This window comes from Oleidesulfovibrio sp., from assembly GCF_047973035.1.
Taxonomy (GTDB): Bacteria; Desulfobacterota; Desulfovibrionia; order Desulfovibrionales; family Desulfovibrionaceae; genus Oleidesulfovibrio.
This window is the reverse complement of sequence record NZ_JBKEBF010000018.1, coordinates 1-14,319: the sequence shown is the minus strand read 5'-3', so window position 1 is coordinate 14,319 and position 14,319 is coordinate 1. Positions and strand designations below refer to the sequence as shown.

Below are 14,319 nucleotides of genomic sequence, written 5' to 3'. Positions count from 1 at the left end.
TCATGACAAGGCCAAGCCGTGTGCTCATCGTTGATGATAACCATGTGAATATTCTTATTCTTAAACAAATTCTTGAAGAAGAACATCAGGTTTTTGCTGCTGTTAGCGGCCCTGAGGCTTTGGAGCTGGCAAGTGGCCGCCCGCAACCTGATATTATTCTGCTTGATGTGCTGATGCCTGAAATGGATGGATATGAAGTGTGCCGCAGGTTGAAAGAGAATATTCAGACGAAGGATATTCCGGTTCTTTTTGTAACTACTCAGGGAGAAGAAGAAGACGAGGCGGCAGGGTTGGCAATGGGGGCTGTGGACTACATCGTAAAGCCAGTACGCCCCTCTATTGTGCTGGCACGAGTGCGTAACCATCTGCAGTTAAAAATGCACCAGGACAGGCTTGAAGAACTCGTGCGGGACAGAACTGTTGAACTTCAGTTGACACAGGATGTTACAATATTCTCTTTGGCTTGTTTGGCTGAGATGCGAGATAATGAACTGGGGGGGCATTTTAAAAGAACGCAGAACTATGTGCGCCTTTTTGCTACGGTAGCTAAAGATAGAGGCGCATATCTGGACTACTGGAGTGAAACTCCGATCAGCATGTTGTACAAGTCTGCTCCGTTGCACGATGTCGGAAAAGTAGGCGTACCGGACAACATTTTATTAAAGCCGGGCAAACTGACCGATGAAGAGTTTGCAGTTATGAAGTTGCATACCGTTTATGGAAGAGATTCTCTGGAACGGGCCGAATCTTTACTACAGTATAAGTCTTTTTTGAGTGTGGCTAAAGAAATCGCGTATTCGCATCATGAGCGCTGGGATGGGCGCGGGTACCCTGAAGGGTTAGCAGGGGATAAAATTCCTGTCAGCGGTCGGATTATGGCCATTGCTGATGTGTATGACGCGTTAATCAGTAAGCGTGTATACAAAGATCCCTTCCCGCATTCCAAGGCTGTACAAATAGTTCTTGAAGGCTGTGGTACACATTTTGATCCTTTATTGTGTGAGATTTTTGAAGAGCATCAGAATGATATCAGAACCATTGCTCTGGCAGATGCAGACCTTGAAGAAGAGCGCCTTGCTCTTTCCATGTAGATAGGGGGTAGGCTTTGGATTATGTCCATGACTCATCCAACGGAAAGACTGATCATATTGGCTGTCGATGACATTCCGGCAAACCTTTCAGTGTTGCATGGCATTCTGAGTGATGAATTTACCCTGCTGACTGCTACAAACGGTAAGGATGCCCTTGAGCTTGCAGCCGGAGAAAACCCGCCTGACCTGATTCTCCTTGACGTGATGATGCCGGGGATGGACGGATATCAAGTCTGTCGAGCCCTTAAGCAGCTACCCGCAACAAAAAATATCCCGATTATTTTTGTGACTTCTTTGGATGATGCGGACAATGAAGACAAAGGGTTACGCTTAGGCGCTGTAGATTATGTCCTTAAGCCTTTTTCCCCTCTTGTGATCAAAGCAAGAGTGCAGACCCATCTGGCATTGTTTCGGCAACAGCGGATACTCGAAAAATTGGTCCGCAAAAGAACCAAGGAGCTATTGCGGGCCAAAGAGCGTGCAGAGCAAGCTAGTAATGCTAAATCTGTTTTTCTTGCCAATGTCAGCCATGAACTGCGTACGCCGCTTAACGGTCTGCTCGGTATGGCCCAACTACTGTCCTCTACCAGCTTGAACAGCGAGCAAAGGCAACTATTAAGCAGGCTCAAGCAGTCTGCGGGCAAGTTGCTTTCATTGGTTTCTGACCTGTTGGAGCATTCCAGCATTGATTCCGGCTTGCTGCGCCCTCACTACGAGTCTTTTGTTTTTCTGGATTCGATAAGCTCATTGACGCACTCTTTTTCAGAGCTACTCGGAAAAAAAGGAGTGCATTTTTCTTTTTCTGCGCAGGAGACCATTCCGCAAAGCCTCATCGGAGATCGTGGTGCAATGCTTCAGATTCTGTTCAATCTGCTGGAAAACGCATGCACTTATACAAGTGCGGGCGTTGTTGATTTGCAGGTTCAGCTGTGGGGAAAAGAAAATGCATTTTCTGAAGGCAGGAAAAGAAGGCTCTGGTTGCGTTTTGAGGTGCGCGACACCGGTGCAGGTATTCCAGCTGACAAGCAGAAGGACATTTTTTCAGCCTTTGCAATTGCTGAACACTTTTTGACCAAGCGTCTGGGAGGTGCCGGACTCGGCCTTGCCATTGCAAAGCAATTAGCCGAGCGGGACGGAGGAGAAATTACTTTTGTAAGTGAAGAAGGCGCAGGAACAACATTCACCCTTGTTTTGCCTTTTCAGATTACGTGCGAGGCACAATGAGCGACGCTCGGTAAGAATCAGAACAAGTTGGGGGAGGATGGGGGTCTCTATGGCACCTATTTTGCTTTGTTTTGAGTGGTAGCCTGATAAGGGAAATACCTGCAGCGTTGGTCAGGAGGATATTATTGTGCCCATTGATAGCGATTATAATTCGTTGTCGCAAATGATGAGAATTAAACCCCTGCAGGAGGGGCCACAGTCTGCATCTGGAGAACGGGGGGAGGCAGTGACGGCCTCTCATGGTCGGCTGGCTCAACTGGCAGACAGAATAAGTCTTTCCTCTGTTGGTCCTGATGTAAAGCGGCAGTTGGAGTCTATTGCTGAACAGGGAGGAAACGTAGCTCCTGTTCTTGAAGACAACATTTCGCAGTTACAGGATGTTTTTATAGAAGAACTGCAGGGGATTATGAATGAGGCAGGCATCAGTCTGGATGACAAGCTCACTCTGCATCTGCAGGCGGACTCTCTTCAGGTTGCAGGGGCTCATCCTGACAGACAACGTGTGGATGAACTTCTGGCTTCTTCTCCTGACTTGTCGGGAGCTTTTAGAGAGCTTGCGGCCCAGTCTGAGCTGGTCCGTGACCTGAACAGCCTACGAAATGCTGTAGGTGCGGCCTCTGCTTCGCAACGGTATCATGCGCAGTCTGCTATGGGTGGTGGCGAGTACAGAGTAAGTATGAAGGGGGCTATGGCGCATTTTTACTTTTCAAATTGATTCGTTTTCCTCTTGCCAGCATGATATTTTGTGGCTACATGATTGTTGCACAAGCGGCGGATACCTTCTTCCGCTAAAAATTTCAGATAAGGGGGCGCACTGGTTTCGACGGGGATGAAGAAGCCGGAGTGGCAGGTCGAGGCGCCGCTGGCCTCGTAAAAAGCGGCAAAAAAGTAATTGCAAACAACGATTACGAATACGCAATGGCAGCCTAATTAGGCTTGCTGCACCAGTTAGTTGACGTCAGATACGCTGATTGGTGACAAACTCATCTGGCTGGCATCCAACGCCGTTCGTCGCTGCGGGTGTGAGACCTTTTCAGACGGACTTGCTGCCGGTAGCCCGATCAGGGGCATCACCAGTTTGCGAGCTTGAATTCCTGATCTAAACCTGTAGAAGCTTCGCGTGGATTATTCTCGGACGCGGGTTCGATTCCCGCCGCCTCCACCATTTAGAAAAGACAAACCCGTCTCTCTGGGGTCATTCTCCGGGGTGACGGGTTTTCTTTTTTCCCTTGTTTCTAAAGGGTTTGCGCCCGTTTCACATCTTTCCAAAGCACCTCTCCACACCATCGATTCTCCCCATCTTCCAGCCTTTCTTTCTCTGTTTGCCCCCTGATTCTCTGTTTTCTCCGGACCAAGTCCGAAGCGCGTCCGGGAAGCTACATCCTTGATTGATATGGGTTTGCGGCTTGTTGCCGTTTTTGGCGGTTGTCTTAGGTCATCGTTCGATGCCGCAACCGGACGCTTTTTTCGAAATCGCCCGCCTCGGCCATGAAAAGAAGCGCGGTCAACTCCGCTTTCCTACCCCCTAATCGAGTAGGAGGGGGTGTCACCACCCCCGTCCTCTCACACCACCGGGCATACGGTTCCGTACCACGGCGGTTCAGGTAACACGATGTAGCCTGCGGATCTGATCGAGCAGTGACACGAGTCCAAGTCCATCAAAGTATTTCCTGGGGAATGCTTGGTTCATATGTGACGCCCCTGAGTTCCACCAGGGACCCCGGCCGTTCGTTGCCGACCGCCAGGCCCGCTCCTCCCCAAGTCCTCTCTGCATCAGTTTTCTTGCACGTGTGTACGAGCGTTTCCATTGTCTCCAGAGAATGCACCGCAGCTTCCGCCGCAGGTATCCATCCATTTCTTCGAAAACGCCTCGTGTTTCCGCAAGCTTGAAATAGTTAGCCCATCCCCTCAGTTTTGGCGCAAGGATGTCTATCACGGTCGTTAGCGAGCGACCTCGACCGCTGCGGAAGATTTCCCGAAGCGCCTTCCTCAGGCGCTGCACGACTTCAGGAGCGACTCTCAGCCGGGGCTGACGGTGCGCCGTCATGCTATATCTGAGAAACTTCCGCTTCCAAGGCCGGTCCACTGCGCTTTGGCTGTATTGACCCTCAACTTCAACCGTTTTGAGAGAAACAGAGTAATCGAGGCCATTACACGTTCCCCCGCCCGCAGAGACCGCACGTAAATGTTGCAGTCGTCGGCATATCGGCAAAACGCGTGACCTCGGCGTTCAAGCTCCTTGTCCAAATCGTCCAGAAGGATATTGGACAAAAGCGGGGACAGAGGACCGCCTTGCGGCGTTCCCTCGCCCCGTGCAGAGACAAGTCCTTTCTTCATGATCCCGGCCTGCAGATAGCGCCGTATCAGCATGCGCATCCGCCGGTCCTCCACCTTGCGTGCCACCCGCGCCATCAGCACGTCGTGATTCGCCCGGTCGAAGAACTTTTCCAGGTCCATATCCACTACAAACCGTCGTCCTTTGGCTACATGTTCACGCGCCTGCTTCACTGCCTGGTGCGCTCCTCGGCTTGGACGAAAGCCGAAACTGGACTCGGAAAAGCCAGGATCAAAAATCGGACTCAACACCTGATGCATGGCCTGCTGGATAAGGCGGTCCAGTGCCGTCGGAATGCCCAGTTGGCGCATTCCTTTTCCCCCCGGCTTGGGGATTTCCACCCCCAGCACAGGTTGTGGTCTGTACCGACCCTCCAGCAGTTCGTCTTTGATGTGCGGCCATTGCTCACGGAGAAAAGGCACCAGGTCGTCCACAGTCATTCCGTCTGTACCGGGAGCCCCTTTGTTTCTCCGTACCCGTTTCAGGGCCGCTGTCATGTTCTCGCGTTCGACCACCGCTTCCATCAGCCTCTGCCGCCCAGAAGAGAAGGTATCCTTGCTTTCCGTGAGCTTTGACGCGTCACGTCCCTGCTCTTGGGGATTCCGTCCCCTACCCTCAGGAGTGATCGATGGCATCTCAGCCTTCTTTGCTGCGTCTGCGACACTCATCCGAAGTTCGGCTCCTCTTCGTGTTACCTGTTCGGGCCTTCAGTCCGGTCGAGGGACCTACTATGCCTTCTGCTGACTTCTGCCCGCCCATCCCACCGCCTCACGACGGCAGTAGCACTTGATGGCAGACGGACAGATCTCCCCGGGTAATGCGCACCCGCCTTCCCGCTTATGCCCGCCACATATACAGCCATGCCTTCCGTGCAGGTACTGGACTTTGGAGATACTTGCCTCCTCATCCGCCATGGATGCCTCGTATGTGGTTCCTGTTCGTCGGGCCAGCGTTTTGCCTTCGGCTTCCTTCAGATTCCACCTCACGGTGGACACCCTTGCCGTTCGGCTAACGATTCCCCCTGCCGGGTTCGTAGAGGACTTGCACCTCCAAGCAGGTGCGCCCTGCCGGGCGCACAAGTAGAAAAGCCGACGCTGATGGTCGGCTCTCTGGGGCAGTCTCCGGTCCGGTCGTCAGTCGGTGACGAAGCCGAACTGGCGGCGCTGCTCGATCCAGTCCTCGGGAAAGGTCTGGGTCAGTTTGGCCAGCGAGAGCCCATTAGGTTCCTCACCGTTGATCAGGGCTTCGACGATGTCGGGGGCCAGGGTCGTCAGCTTGAGAATGCGGGCCACATACGAGCCATCGACGTCGAGGGTACGGGCAAGCTCGCTGATGGACTTGATCTGGCCGGATTCGAGGATGTCGGCCCAGGAAAAGGCCCTTCCCAGCGCCTGGAGAATGGCGGACTGCACCGGTTCCTGCGCTCCGGTGATTTCTCCATCCAGGGCCTGGGGAGCGATGACCGTCTTGCGGCCACGCATGCGCCGGATCAGCATCGGGATGTGGATCTGCAGGTTGCCGTTGTCGGCAACGGTAATGGTCGGCTTCATTTTCATCGGCTTGCCCTCCGTTCGGTGACTTCGCATGCCAGACCAGCCAGCTCGGCGATGAGCGTTGTCAGCCCGTTGGTACGCAGCTCCATGTCGATTCCGGTCTCGCGGATCTCGACCTTATCCACCAGGAGGCGGATGAGCCGATTCCGTTCCACCGGGAAAAGGTCTTCCCAGAAGCCCTCGACATTCTGGAAGGCCTCCGACACATCCTGTTCCGTAATGCTGCTCCCCTGGTAGGCTCTGCATCGCTCGCTCACATGGGTCAGTTGTTTCGAGAGCTCGACCGCCTGGCGATTGACCGTCGTCAGCATCTCGGTCTTGCCCGGCTGATCGCTGCCGGGTTTCATTAATTCGAGAGCCTGCTCCCGCGCCTGCGACAGCTCCATCTCGAGTTGGGCTTTCTGCTTGAACAACCGCTCCCGCTCTGCCTGCTCGATGTCCCGGGCCGCGAAGTAGGTCTTGGCCACCAGCGTCGGTGTGCGGAACACGGCGCTCAACTGTTCGATTACCGCCTGCTCGATGTCCCCGGCGGGAATCCGTTTGAGCGGGCACCGGCTCACGGTCCGCTTGCTGTCCTTCTGACAGATGTAATAGGTGTAATGGCGGCCGTTCTTGCGGGCGTAGGTCGGTCCCATCGAGCAGCCGCAGTGGCCACAACGGATGACGCCTTTCAGCGGGGCGACCATTTTGGTTCTGGCCATGGAAACCTTGACCGGTTTGTTGTCCTCCAGGATGGCCTGAACCTTATCCCAGGTCGCCCGGTCGATGATCCCTTCGTGCTCACCGGGGTAGCTGCGGTCCTTGTGGGCGATCTCGCCGATATAGATCCGGTTGTTCAGCAGCCGGTAGATGTGGGCTGTGTTCCATTCGGAGCCCTCGCGCACCTTGCCTTTCTTGGTGGTCCAGGCCTTGGTGCGGTATCCCTGTTCGTTCAATTCCTGGCCCAGCTTCTTGGCCGAGCCGATCTGGATGAAGCGGCGGAAGATGTACTGCACCGTCCTGGCTTCATCTGGGTTGACCAGCAGCTTCTTGTTGTCCCTGTCGACGTCGTATCCGAGGATGGGTACGCCGCCGCAGTATTTCCCCCGGCGCTTGGCTGCCGCCACCTTGTCCCGGATACGTTCGGCGATGACCTCCCGCTCGTACTGGGCGAAGGTGATCAGGATACCGAGAAACATCCGGCCGGTGGGATCGGTGGTGCTGAAGTGCTGGGTGACCGAGACGAAGCTGACACCCTTCTCGTTGAAGAGGTCGATCATCTTCATGAAGTCCAGCAGCGAGCGGGACAGCCGGTCGACCTTGTAGACGACGATCACATCAACCTTCCCGGCGTCGATGTCCGCCAGCAGGCGGCGCAGCCCCGGACGCTCCATGTTCCCGCCCGAGAAACCACCATCGTCATAGCGATCCGGCAGAGCCGTCCAGCCACGCATCCTCTGGGCTTCGATATAGTGTTCCGCCGATTCCCGTTGCGCATCCAACGAGTTGAACTCCTGTTCGAGCCCTTCCTCATGACTCTTGCGTGTGTAAATGGCACAGCGCAGGGTCTTGTTCTTGCCCGGCGCGACATTGCTGTTATCAAGCATCCGAACCTCCCTCGGCTTTTCTGCCGTAAACCTTCTTCAGTCCGAAAAAGACCTTGCCATTCCAGCGCGTCCCGGTGATCTCCCTGGCCACCGCGCTGAGCGACCGAAAGGTGCGACCTTCGAACTCGTAGCCATCGGCAAGAACGATCACCTCATTGCGCCGGTCGTTCCATACCCGCACAAGTCTGGTCCCGGGCAGGATCGCCTCGTTTGATTTCCGCTCCTCTGGGATGCGTCGATTGACAGTGGCGACCGGGTCCTCCTTGGCGGCCTGCTGGAGATGGACCTTGGCCTGCTCCGACAACCCACCGTAGAAAAGCTCCTGGATGCGATAGGCCAGCCGCTTGATGAGGAATTGCTTTTTGTACTGGGGCGGCTCTTCGCCGTAGAGGTCGAGCCATTTTTCCCGGAGCTGCTCCAGGGACATGGATTGCAGCAGGGCCATCTGCCGAAGGACCGAGCTTCGGGTTCGGTCCTGATTCTTGCCGCCGGTGGCGGCGTTCTGTAACTCATTCATTTTCAACTCCTTATTTTGGTTTCCGGACGAGTTGTCATGAATGAATGCTCTGTTCCGGCAATGAATCAAGTCCTTCTCCGAGCACAGGGGAAGAATCTTGGAAAACCGCTAACTCATTGCCTACACATGCTTTTTTTGCCTTTCGGCGCAGGACCGCCGTAGCCAGAATGGAGGCGGCTGACTGGAGCCTCGCCTCACCCGACAGGCGGCCGGGATTGCCGTTTTCGCCGAGATCTTCCGTCCCCGGCACATCATTCATTTCCTGTACATCCAACATCGAACACCTCCGGTGGGACCGGGGGACTGGATGGTGTGGATGCCAGAAAACGGCGGCGGTCGGGATGCACGTTCGATGGCACCCACAACCGCCTCAGCTCCGCCTCTGGTCGGTTATCTGGTTGTGCCCGGCTTGAACCGGACTTGCGTTCGTTACCTACCGGAGGGACGTGCAAGATGACGGAATCAGACGAGAAGTCCTGTCTTTTTGATTGACCTGATGTTCATCAGGTCGTATATTTATTGGTCATAAATTGGGCTAATCCGCTCAGTGGCTACGACACGGAGCAATCGCCATGGGAAAGAAAAAGCTATCGGAAATAACCGACCCGCAGGCCAGGACGCTGAGGGTCATTTGCCAAATCATCGATGAAAAGGGGTTACCGCCAACGGTGAAAGAATTGTCGGAAGTCCTCGGTATAAGCCACGCGAGCGCCCACGAGCAGATCGCTCAACTGGTTCGGAAAGGCTATCTGAAGAAAGAAGCTCGTAAGGCCCGGAGCATCGTCGTCATCAGGAGGCCCGAATAACGATGCCGGGTCGCGACAAATAAGGAGATCGACATGGGGCACGTCAGACTTGGGAGCCTTCCAAGATCGAAGGCATGGAAAGAGGTGGTCGGCCTGATCACGGCCGGTGCCGACGTGTCCCAGATTGCAAATGCCACAATACGGGCGGCTGACAAGGCCTTCTCATTTGTTCTCAACGATGAGGGGTTCACCGAGGCGGTCTGGTTGATGACCCAGCTCGCCATTGCCGCAAAAAAAGAGAACTTCGGCGAGCATCTCCAATCCCTCGGTGTCAACCTGCCGCAGGATACATCCCTTCCCGATCTTGCCGCCGCAGTCTCCGAGGCACTGGATAACAAATTGGAGTCCAACGGTGGCCGGTCCGACCTCGGTGAAATGTCTCAGCGGGCATTGGTTGGAGCCCTGGTGGAGCACATCTCACCAAAGCTGCCGTCTCTGTTCGCCCCCGGACCAGATGATGTTCGGGCCGCACTGGCTGCGCTCGGAAAAAAGCGGGAGTTCGGAGAACTGTCGCGGACTTTCTTCGCCAAGCTGACCAACGAGAGCATGAACTATTTCCTGTCAAAAACGCTGGCCACCCATCTTGGCGAGGGCCAGCGCTTTGCCACCATGAATGAAATGGGACAATTCGAGAAGGCCCTGAACATGCACTGCAAAGAGGCTTCCCTGATCGTCGAACAGTTTTCAGCAGACTGGTTTTCAAAGCACAGATACGAAGAAGGTGGTGACATCTCCAGGGAATCTTCCAATGGCTTCGCCTCCTATGCGCTGAAAAAGATGAAGGACGAGCTAAAAGAAGGAGCGCGAGCCGATGCAAGATAAGCGTTACATCATATGCGGAAACGCACCGACCGATGGGATTAAGGAAAACCCTGACCGGGATCTGCGTCTGCGCCTTTGGGGCAAAGACGGGCCGGACAAGATCACCCTGCGCATCGAAGACATTCATACAAAAATTGTCAGAAATGTGCCGGATGTCTTCCAGGATCTGCTTGAGATCGCAACCTATGTTTACTGCGCCGACCAGGCCATTCCACGGGGAGCCGATGACGTCGATTCCTTCGGGCACGGCTGGCGCAGAGATCTGCACTTCATCATCCCGGTACGGACCCCGGATTTCTGGAACGGGCAAGAGATTCTGCAGGCGCTGTGCTCGACGCTTGGCTTCCTGTCCGACGACAACTACCACTTCGAGTTCACCAAACTGAAAGAGGCACACGCTTTTCAAGGCTACCTGGACTTCAACGATGACGGACGTCTTCACGGTTATCCGGAACAGGTGGTGATGTTTTCGGGCGGCCTGGACTCGCTGGCGGGAGCCATTGACGAGGTACTGAACGAGAAACGACGGGTCGTTCTGGTAACCCACAAGCCGACCCAAAAGCTCAACAAGCGCCACCGTCGGCTGGAAAAGATGATTGCCGACAAGGCTGGCGAAAACGACCCCCTCCACATCGGCGTTCGCGTCAACAAGAACAAGAAACTCAACAAAGAGTACACCCAACGGAGCCGCTCCTTTCTCTATGTATCTATCGGGGCGACCATTGCGCGGATGCTGAACCTGAAGAGCGTCCGGTTCTACGAAAACGGCGTCATCAGTCTAAATTTGCCGGTCTGCGCCCAGGTAGTCGGCGGACGGGCAACTCGCACCACCCATCCAAGGGTGATTCGAGGGTTTCAGGAAATCATCAGCCTGGTGGCTGGCGAGCCGTTCACGATTGAGAATCCCTACATCTGGAAAACCAAGGCCGGTGTCATCGAGGTGATCACCAAGGCCGGATGCCAGGACATGATCGCGGCATCGACCACCTGCACCCATACCTGGGAGATGACCAATCACCATACGCATTGCGGAACGTGTTCGCAGTGCATCGACAGGCGTTTTGCCATGATTGCGGCAAAAGCCGATCAGTACGACCCGGTTGAAGCCTATAAGGCCGACATCTTCACCCAAAGCAGAAGCAAGGATGAAGACAAGATCATGACGGCCGCCTACCTGGAGCGTGCCAACCAGGTCCGTGATCAGGATGACATCACCCAGTTTATCGCTCGATTCAGCGAAGTGAGTCGGGTCTTCCGCTACCTGAATGGGAACCCCGGAAGCGTGGCCCAAAAGGTGTATGACCTTTACAAGCGTCACGCCACGGAAGTCTGCGAAGCGATGGACACCATGGTCGGCCGCAACATCACCGCCATCCGCCAGCGCACCTTGCCGGGAGACTGCTTGCTTCGGACGGTCTATGAATCGGGATCGGTGATCTCAGTCCCCGCCATTCCGGTCGAGCAGAAGCAGCCGGACAACTATTTCAGGAAGCGCGGGGGTGTCTGGGCTGCACGCTTTAACGGCAATGCCGAGGTGCTCGTGACGGGTGTCGACAAAGGGGCCGAGTACATCAACTTCCTCCTGGCAAGGCCGAACAAGGAAACCTCGGTCTACGAGATCGTCTGCGGGTTCGCCATTAATACCTGCAACACGTTTCTGAACTCTGATGAAACCGAAGACGGTTTTCAGGTCACCCAGGGGGTTCCGTTGGGCGATACCGGCTTCGTCGCCGACCGCAAGGCTATCGAGCAGTACCGGGAGGCTGCTCACGATCTTCTTCGAGAAATTGAAGACGCCCGGGCAGAAAATAACGATGCCGAGATTCAGCGGCTTGAAGAAGAAATGGCAAAGGTGACCACAGCGATCAACGAGGCTGTTGGCTTGGGTGGCAAACTCCGGAAATCAAACGACAAGCGAAAGAACGTCCGTGACGCCTTCCGGAGCGCCGTGAACCGGGCCATCAAGTATCTGGAGAAGTACGACAAGCCGCTGGCTGCCCACTTGAAGGAGTCCATCAAGTGCGGCAACGAACCGGTCTACCGGACCGAAGAGGAGATCGTTTGGGAGGTCCGCCCGATAGTCAACGAATGACCCGGGACTACCCAGGAAGAAAAAACTAAAAAAATTTTCCGCTACGCCAAATGTAGCCATTGCGACGCCGGATGTAGCGCCTTCCCCAATGAAGGCGCGATCCGGCGTTTTTTATTGGTCAGCACAGGGTTGGCCACCGGGCGTGCCAGAACTTCCGAACAAGGAGACTGGCAGTGGCACAAATCAACAAAGCACACCTCACCCCACCGAAGCGGCGACTCATCGAGTTGATGCAGGACATCAACTTCGGCCGCATCACGAACATTCCGGTCCGCGACGGCGAGCCGGAACTCACCCCTGACACGGTCATCGAGCGCGAGATCAAGCTGGGCGGACAGCGCGGTCCCCGGCCCGAGCGCGACCAGGATGACTTCATCCTCAAGCAAGAGGTCGTGGCGCTGCTGGAGCACCTCGCGCAGATGGGCAGCGGAAAAGTCTGCCTGCTCGAGATTAAGCACGGTCTCCCGTTCCTGATGCGCATCGAGGAACGGGCAGCCTGAACACGTAACGACCTGAACCCTTAGACACTGGACAACAAGCTGGACGCATGGCGGAGGCTGTTGTGGGTGTCGCCGAGCCGAATACGGCAATTGGCGGCGTACCTGCGACCCCTTCGCCCACGCGACAGCTTTGTCCTGTGATCTGGCCCGTGCCGACACCCACGCGGACCTCCTCCTCGCTCCGAGGAGGCCCCGATGGTTTCACAGAATTCTTACGACGGCATCGATAAGTATGCCGCCGACCTCATTCGGCACAAAGCACGTCAACTCGTAGGCAAAGCCGGATTCACCGAGGACGACAGACCTGACCTCGAACAGGAACTGATGATCGATCTGCTGCAGCGGATGCGGCATTTCAATCCCGCCAAGGCCAAGAAGACCACCTTCATGGCCCGGATCGTCGAACGTCACATCTCCACCATTCTGGAGGCCCGGTTCGCCCAATGCCGGGACTGGCGGCTCTGCCAAACATCACTCAACGAACCCCTCGACAACGGCGAAGGCGACACCACCGAGCGGATCGACTTCCTGGACAGCGAGGGCTCTCTGGGAAGCGGCACCCGCGAGACAAGGGAGCGCCTCGGCCATGAGATCCGCATGGACCTCGACCGGGCCATCACCTCGCTGCCGGAAGAGCTCCGGGATCTGTGCGTGCGCCTGCACGACAGCACCATGGCCGAAATCGCCCGGGAGATGGGCATTCCCAGAACCACACTCTACGACCGGCTGAGCAAGCTGCGGGAGGCTTTCAGCGAGGCTGGCCTGACCGACTACCTGTGATCTCCGACGCATCAGCCCCGGCTCCGGTAAGTAAGCACCGTGCCGCATGGTGCGGCTATCCGGGGCCTCGGAAATCAGAACCTGAACAAAAGAGGAGTTCAACCATGACTCACGACACCTACAAGTACCGTTTTGACGAGTCGGTCCCGGCCCAGGAACTGGAAGACACTTTCATGCTGGCGATGCTGGCCGTCGAAAGCCTGCATGGCCGTTCCCGTGTGCGGATGGAGAGCCGGTTCAATCTGGACAAGGCCCGCCGTACCTGCGTGATCGACGCCTCCACCGATGTCGGCAGTGATCTCGCCCGCATCTTCACCGGCTTCGCCACCAAGGAGTACGGCGAACGCTCGGTCCTGATCGAACGAACCCAACCGTCGGGCTGCGCCTGCGCCTCCAAGCATCGCGCAGCGCCCGCCGCCGAAGCGGGGGTGGCGGTATGAGCGAGCTGATGACCACCACCTATTCCATGTGGCGGCTGTTCCGCAACTGCCGCATGGCCTGCAAGTGGCGCTACATCGACGAGCTGGTGCCGCTCGAGCGCGACCCCAATCTGGCCTTCGGCTCGGTCATTCACGACTGTCTGGAGTGCTGGCACGGCGAGCGGGATCTGGCCAAGGTCCTCGACCACATCGACCGGACCTATCCGAACCGGGCGCAGGACGATCATCAACAGGCCGACTGGCATCTCGCCCGAGCCATGATGAGCGCCTATGCGGAACACTACCCGGCCGAAGAGTTCGAGGTCGTCGCGCTCGAGAAGACCTTCGAAGGTCCCATCGTCAACCCGGCGACCGGCGCGACCTCGCGCAGTTTCATTCTCGCCGGGAAGGTGGACGGCATCGACCGTCAGGATGGCCAGTACTTCCTGCTGGAACACAAAACCGCCTCGCAGATCGATGCCAGTTACTTAGAGCGGCTGTGGACCGATTTCCAGATCATCATCTACGCCTGGTACCTGTAGCAGACCCTCGGCATCACGTTCAGCGGCATCATCTACAACTTCCTGATCAAGG

General features: G+C 56.0%; 16 protein-coding genes, 1 other RNA gene and 1 pseudogene. 11 read left to right on the top strand and 7 right to left on the bottom strand.

The window, feature by feature from the left end; genetic code table 11:
* Positions 1 to 2 precede the first annotated feature (2 nt).
* The 4 genes from ACK5LI_RS05085 to ssrA all read left to right on the top strand — a co-directional run bounded on the left by ACK5LI_RS05085 (position 3) and on the right by ssrA (position 3,480).
* Entirely contained in the window at positions 3 to 1,091 is a 1,089-nt protein-coding gene (locus ACK5LI_RS05085; RefSeq protein WP_416946866.1) for a response regulator, read from the top strand.
* A 27-nt stretch (positions 1,092 to 1,118) separates the two neighbouring features.
* Positions 1,119 to 2,315: a hybrid sensor histidine kinase/response regulator gene (locus tag ACK5LI_RS05080; RefSeq protein ID WP_416946864.1), complete on the top strand. Its 1,197-nt coding sequence runs from the start codon at positions 1,119 to 1,121 to the stop codon at positions 2,313 to 2,315.
* Between the two features lie 127 nt (positions 2,316 to 2,442).
* Positions 2,443 to 3,030 carry a hypothetical protein gene (locus ACK5LI_RS05075; protein ID WP_416946862.1) on the top strand — a complete coding sequence of 196 codons (588 nt, stop codon included), beginning with the start codon at positions 2,443 to 2,445 and terminating at the stop codon, positions 3,028 to 3,030.
* A 90-nt stretch (positions 3,031 to 3,120) separates the two neighbouring features.
* Positions 3,121 to 3,480, top strand: a transfer-messenger RNA (tmRNA) gene (ssrA, locus tag ACK5LI_RS05070).
* Positions 3,481 to 3,915: 435 nt separating this feature from the next.
* Here ssrA and ACK5LI_RS05065 read toward each other — a convergent pair.
* The 7 genes from ACK5LI_RS05065 to ACK5LI_RS05035 all read right to left on the bottom strand — a co-directional run bounded on the left by ACK5LI_RS05065 (position 3,916) and on the right by ACK5LI_RS05035 (position 8,583).
* Positions 3,916 to 4,362 (bottom strand): group II intron maturase-specific domain-containing protein, encoded by a 447-nt coding sequence (locus ACK5LI_RS05065; protein WP_416946860.1) that lies wholly within the window; start codon positions 4,360 to 4,362, stop codon positions 3,916 to 3,918.
* Entirely contained in the window at positions 4,359 to 5,318 is a 960-nt protein-coding gene (gene ltrA, locus ACK5LI_RS05060) for a group II intron reverse transcriptase/maturase (RefSeq protein ID WP_416946858.1), read from the bottom strand. The genes ACK5LI_RS05065 and ltrA overlap by 4 nt, the downstream gene beginning before the upstream one ends.
* 60 nt (positions 5,319 to 5,378) lie before the next feature.
* Positions 5,379 to 5,636 (bottom strand): hypothetical protein, encoded by a 258-nt coding sequence (locus ACK5LI_RS05055; RefSeq protein ID WP_416946856.1) that lies wholly within the window; start codon positions 5,634 to 5,636, stop codon positions 5,379 to 5,381.
* A 147-nt stretch (positions 5,637 to 5,783) separates the two neighbouring features.
* Complete coding sequence (locus ACK5LI_RS05050) at positions 5,784 to 6,206, bottom strand: hypothetical protein (protein WP_192623651.1); 423 nt, start codon at positions 6,204 to 6,206, stop codon at positions 5,784 to 5,786.
* A complete protein-coding gene (locus ACK5LI_RS05045; protein ID WP_416946854.1) occupies positions 6,203 to 7,789 on the bottom strand; it encodes a recombinase family protein in 1,587 nt (528 codons plus the stop codon). The genes ACK5LI_RS05050 and ACK5LI_RS05045 overlap by 4 nt, the downstream gene beginning before the upstream one ends.
* Positions 7,782 to 8,306 (bottom strand): DUF2924 domain-containing protein, encoded by a 525-nt coding sequence (locus ACK5LI_RS05040; protein ID WP_416946852.1) that lies wholly within the window; start codon positions 8,304 to 8,306, stop codon positions 7,782 to 7,784. Before ACK5LI_RS05040 ends, ACK5LI_RS05045 begins: the two co-directional genes overlap by 8 nt.
* 34 nt (positions 8,307 to 8,340) lie before the next feature.
* The gene (locus ACK5LI_RS05035; protein WP_416946850.1) at positions 8,341 to 8,583 is read right to left on the bottom strand and encodes a hypothetical protein; all 243 of its coding nucleotides are present in this window, start codon (positions 8,581 to 8,583) and stop codon (positions 8,341 to 8,343) included.
* A 295-nt stretch (positions 8,584 to 8,878) separates the two neighbouring features.
* On the opposite strand from ACK5LI_RS05035, the gene ACK5LI_RS05030 reads away from it, so the two are divergent.
* From ACK5LI_RS05030 to ACK5LI_RS05000, 7 genes and pseudogenes are all read left to right on the top strand, one after another.
* Positions 8,879 to 9,112 (top strand): LexA family protein, encoded by a 234-nt coding sequence (locus ACK5LI_RS05030; protein WP_022992976.1) that lies wholly within the window; start codon positions 8,879 to 8,881, stop codon positions 9,110 to 9,112.
* Between the two features lie 33 nt (positions 9,113 to 9,145).
* Positions 9,146 to 9,934 carry a hypothetical protein gene (locus ACK5LI_RS05025; RefSeq protein ID WP_416946848.1) on the top strand — a complete coding sequence of 263 codons (789 nt, stop codon included), beginning with the start codon at positions 9,146 to 9,148 and terminating at the stop codon, positions 9,932 to 9,934.
* Positions 9,924 to 12,026, top strand: coding sequence for a 7-cyano-7-deazaguanine synthase (locus tag ACK5LI_RS05020; RefSeq protein ID WP_416946846.1), 2,103 nt, complete (start codon positions 9,924 to 9,926; stop codon positions 12,024 to 12,026). Before ACK5LI_RS05025 ends, ACK5LI_RS05020 begins: the two co-directional genes overlap by 11 nt.
* Positions 12,027 to 12,199: 173 nt before the next feature.
* Positions 12,200 to 12,526 carry a hypothetical protein gene (locus tag ACK5LI_RS05015; RefSeq protein ID WP_416946844.1) on the top strand — a complete coding sequence of 109 codons (327 nt, stop codon included), beginning with the start codon at positions 12,200 to 12,202 and terminating at the stop codon, positions 12,524 to 12,526.
* 195 nt (positions 12,527 to 12,721) lie between these two features.
* Entirely contained in the window at positions 12,722 to 13,306 is a 585-nt protein-coding gene (locus ACK5LI_RS05010) for a sigma-70 family RNA polymerase sigma factor (protein ID WP_416946842.1), read from the top strand.
* Between the two features lie 104 nt (positions 13,307 to 13,410).
* Positions 13,411 to 13,746, top strand: a complete 336-nt coding sequence (locus tag ACK5LI_RS05005; protein ID WP_011367847.1) for a hypothetical protein — start codon at positions 13,411 to 13,413, stop codon at positions 13,744 to 13,746.
* Positions 13,743 to 14,264, top strand: a pseudogene (locus tag ACK5LI_RS05000) (PD-(D/E)XK nuclease family protein); the annotation flags it as partial. The gene ACK5LI_RS05005 and the pseudogene ACK5LI_RS05000, both read left to right, overlap by 4 nt.
* Positions 14,265 to 14,319 lie beyond the last annotated feature (55 nt).

Excerpts from the sequence above, each read along its gene's own strand:
- ACK5LI_RS05085 (WP_416946866.1), top strand. The coding sequence starts at position 3 with ATGACAAGGCCAAGCCGTGTGCTCATCGTTGATGATAACCATGTGAAT.
- ACK5LI_RS05080 (WP_416946864.1), top strand. The coding sequence starts at position 1,119 with ATGACTCATCCAACGGAAAGACTGATCATATTGGCTGTCGATGACATT.
- ACK5LI_RS05065 (WP_416946860.1), bottom strand. The coding sequence starts at position 4,362 with ATGACGGCGCACCGTCAGCCCCGGCTGAGAGTCGCTCCTGAAGTCGTG.
- ltrA (WP_416946858.1), bottom strand. The coding sequence starts at position 5,318 with ATGAGTGTCGCAGACGCAGCAAAGAAGGCTGAGATGCCATCGATCACT.
- ACK5LI_RS05050 (WP_192623651.1), bottom strand. The coding sequence starts at position 6,206 with ATGAAAATGAAGCCGACCATTACCGTTGCCGACAACGGCAACCTGCAG.
- ACK5LI_RS05045 (WP_416946854.1), bottom strand. The coding sequence starts at position 7,789 with ATGCTTGATAACAGCAATGTCGCGCCGGGCAAGAACAAGACCCTGCGC.
- ACK5LI_RS05040 (WP_416946852.1), bottom strand. The coding sequence starts at position 8,306 with ATGAATGAGTTACAGAACGCCGCCACCGGCGGCAAGAATCAGGACCGA.
- ACK5LI_RS05035 (WP_416946850.1), bottom strand. The coding sequence starts at position 8,583 with ATGTTGGATGTACAGGAAATGAATGATGTGCCGGGGACGGAAGATCTC.
- ACK5LI_RS05030 (WP_022992976.1), top strand. The coding sequence starts at position 8,879 with ATGGGAAAGAAAAAGCTATCGGAAATAACCGACCCGCAGGCCAGGACG.
- ACK5LI_RS05025 (WP_416946848.1), top strand. The coding sequence starts at position 9,146 with ATGGGGCACGTCAGACTTGGGAGCCTTCCAAGATCGAAGGCATGGAAA.
- ACK5LI_RS05020 (WP_416946846.1), top strand. The coding sequence starts at position 9,924 with ATGCAAGATAAGCGTTACATCATATGCGGAAACGCACCGACCGATGGG.
- ACK5LI_RS05010 (WP_416946842.1), top strand. The coding sequence starts at position 12,722 with ATGGTTTCACAGAATTCTTACGACGGCATCGATAAGTATGCCGCCGAC.
- ACK5LI_RS05005 (WP_011367847.1), top strand. The coding sequence starts at position 13,411 with ATGACTCACGACACCTACAAGTACCGTTTTGACGAGTCGGTCCCGGCC.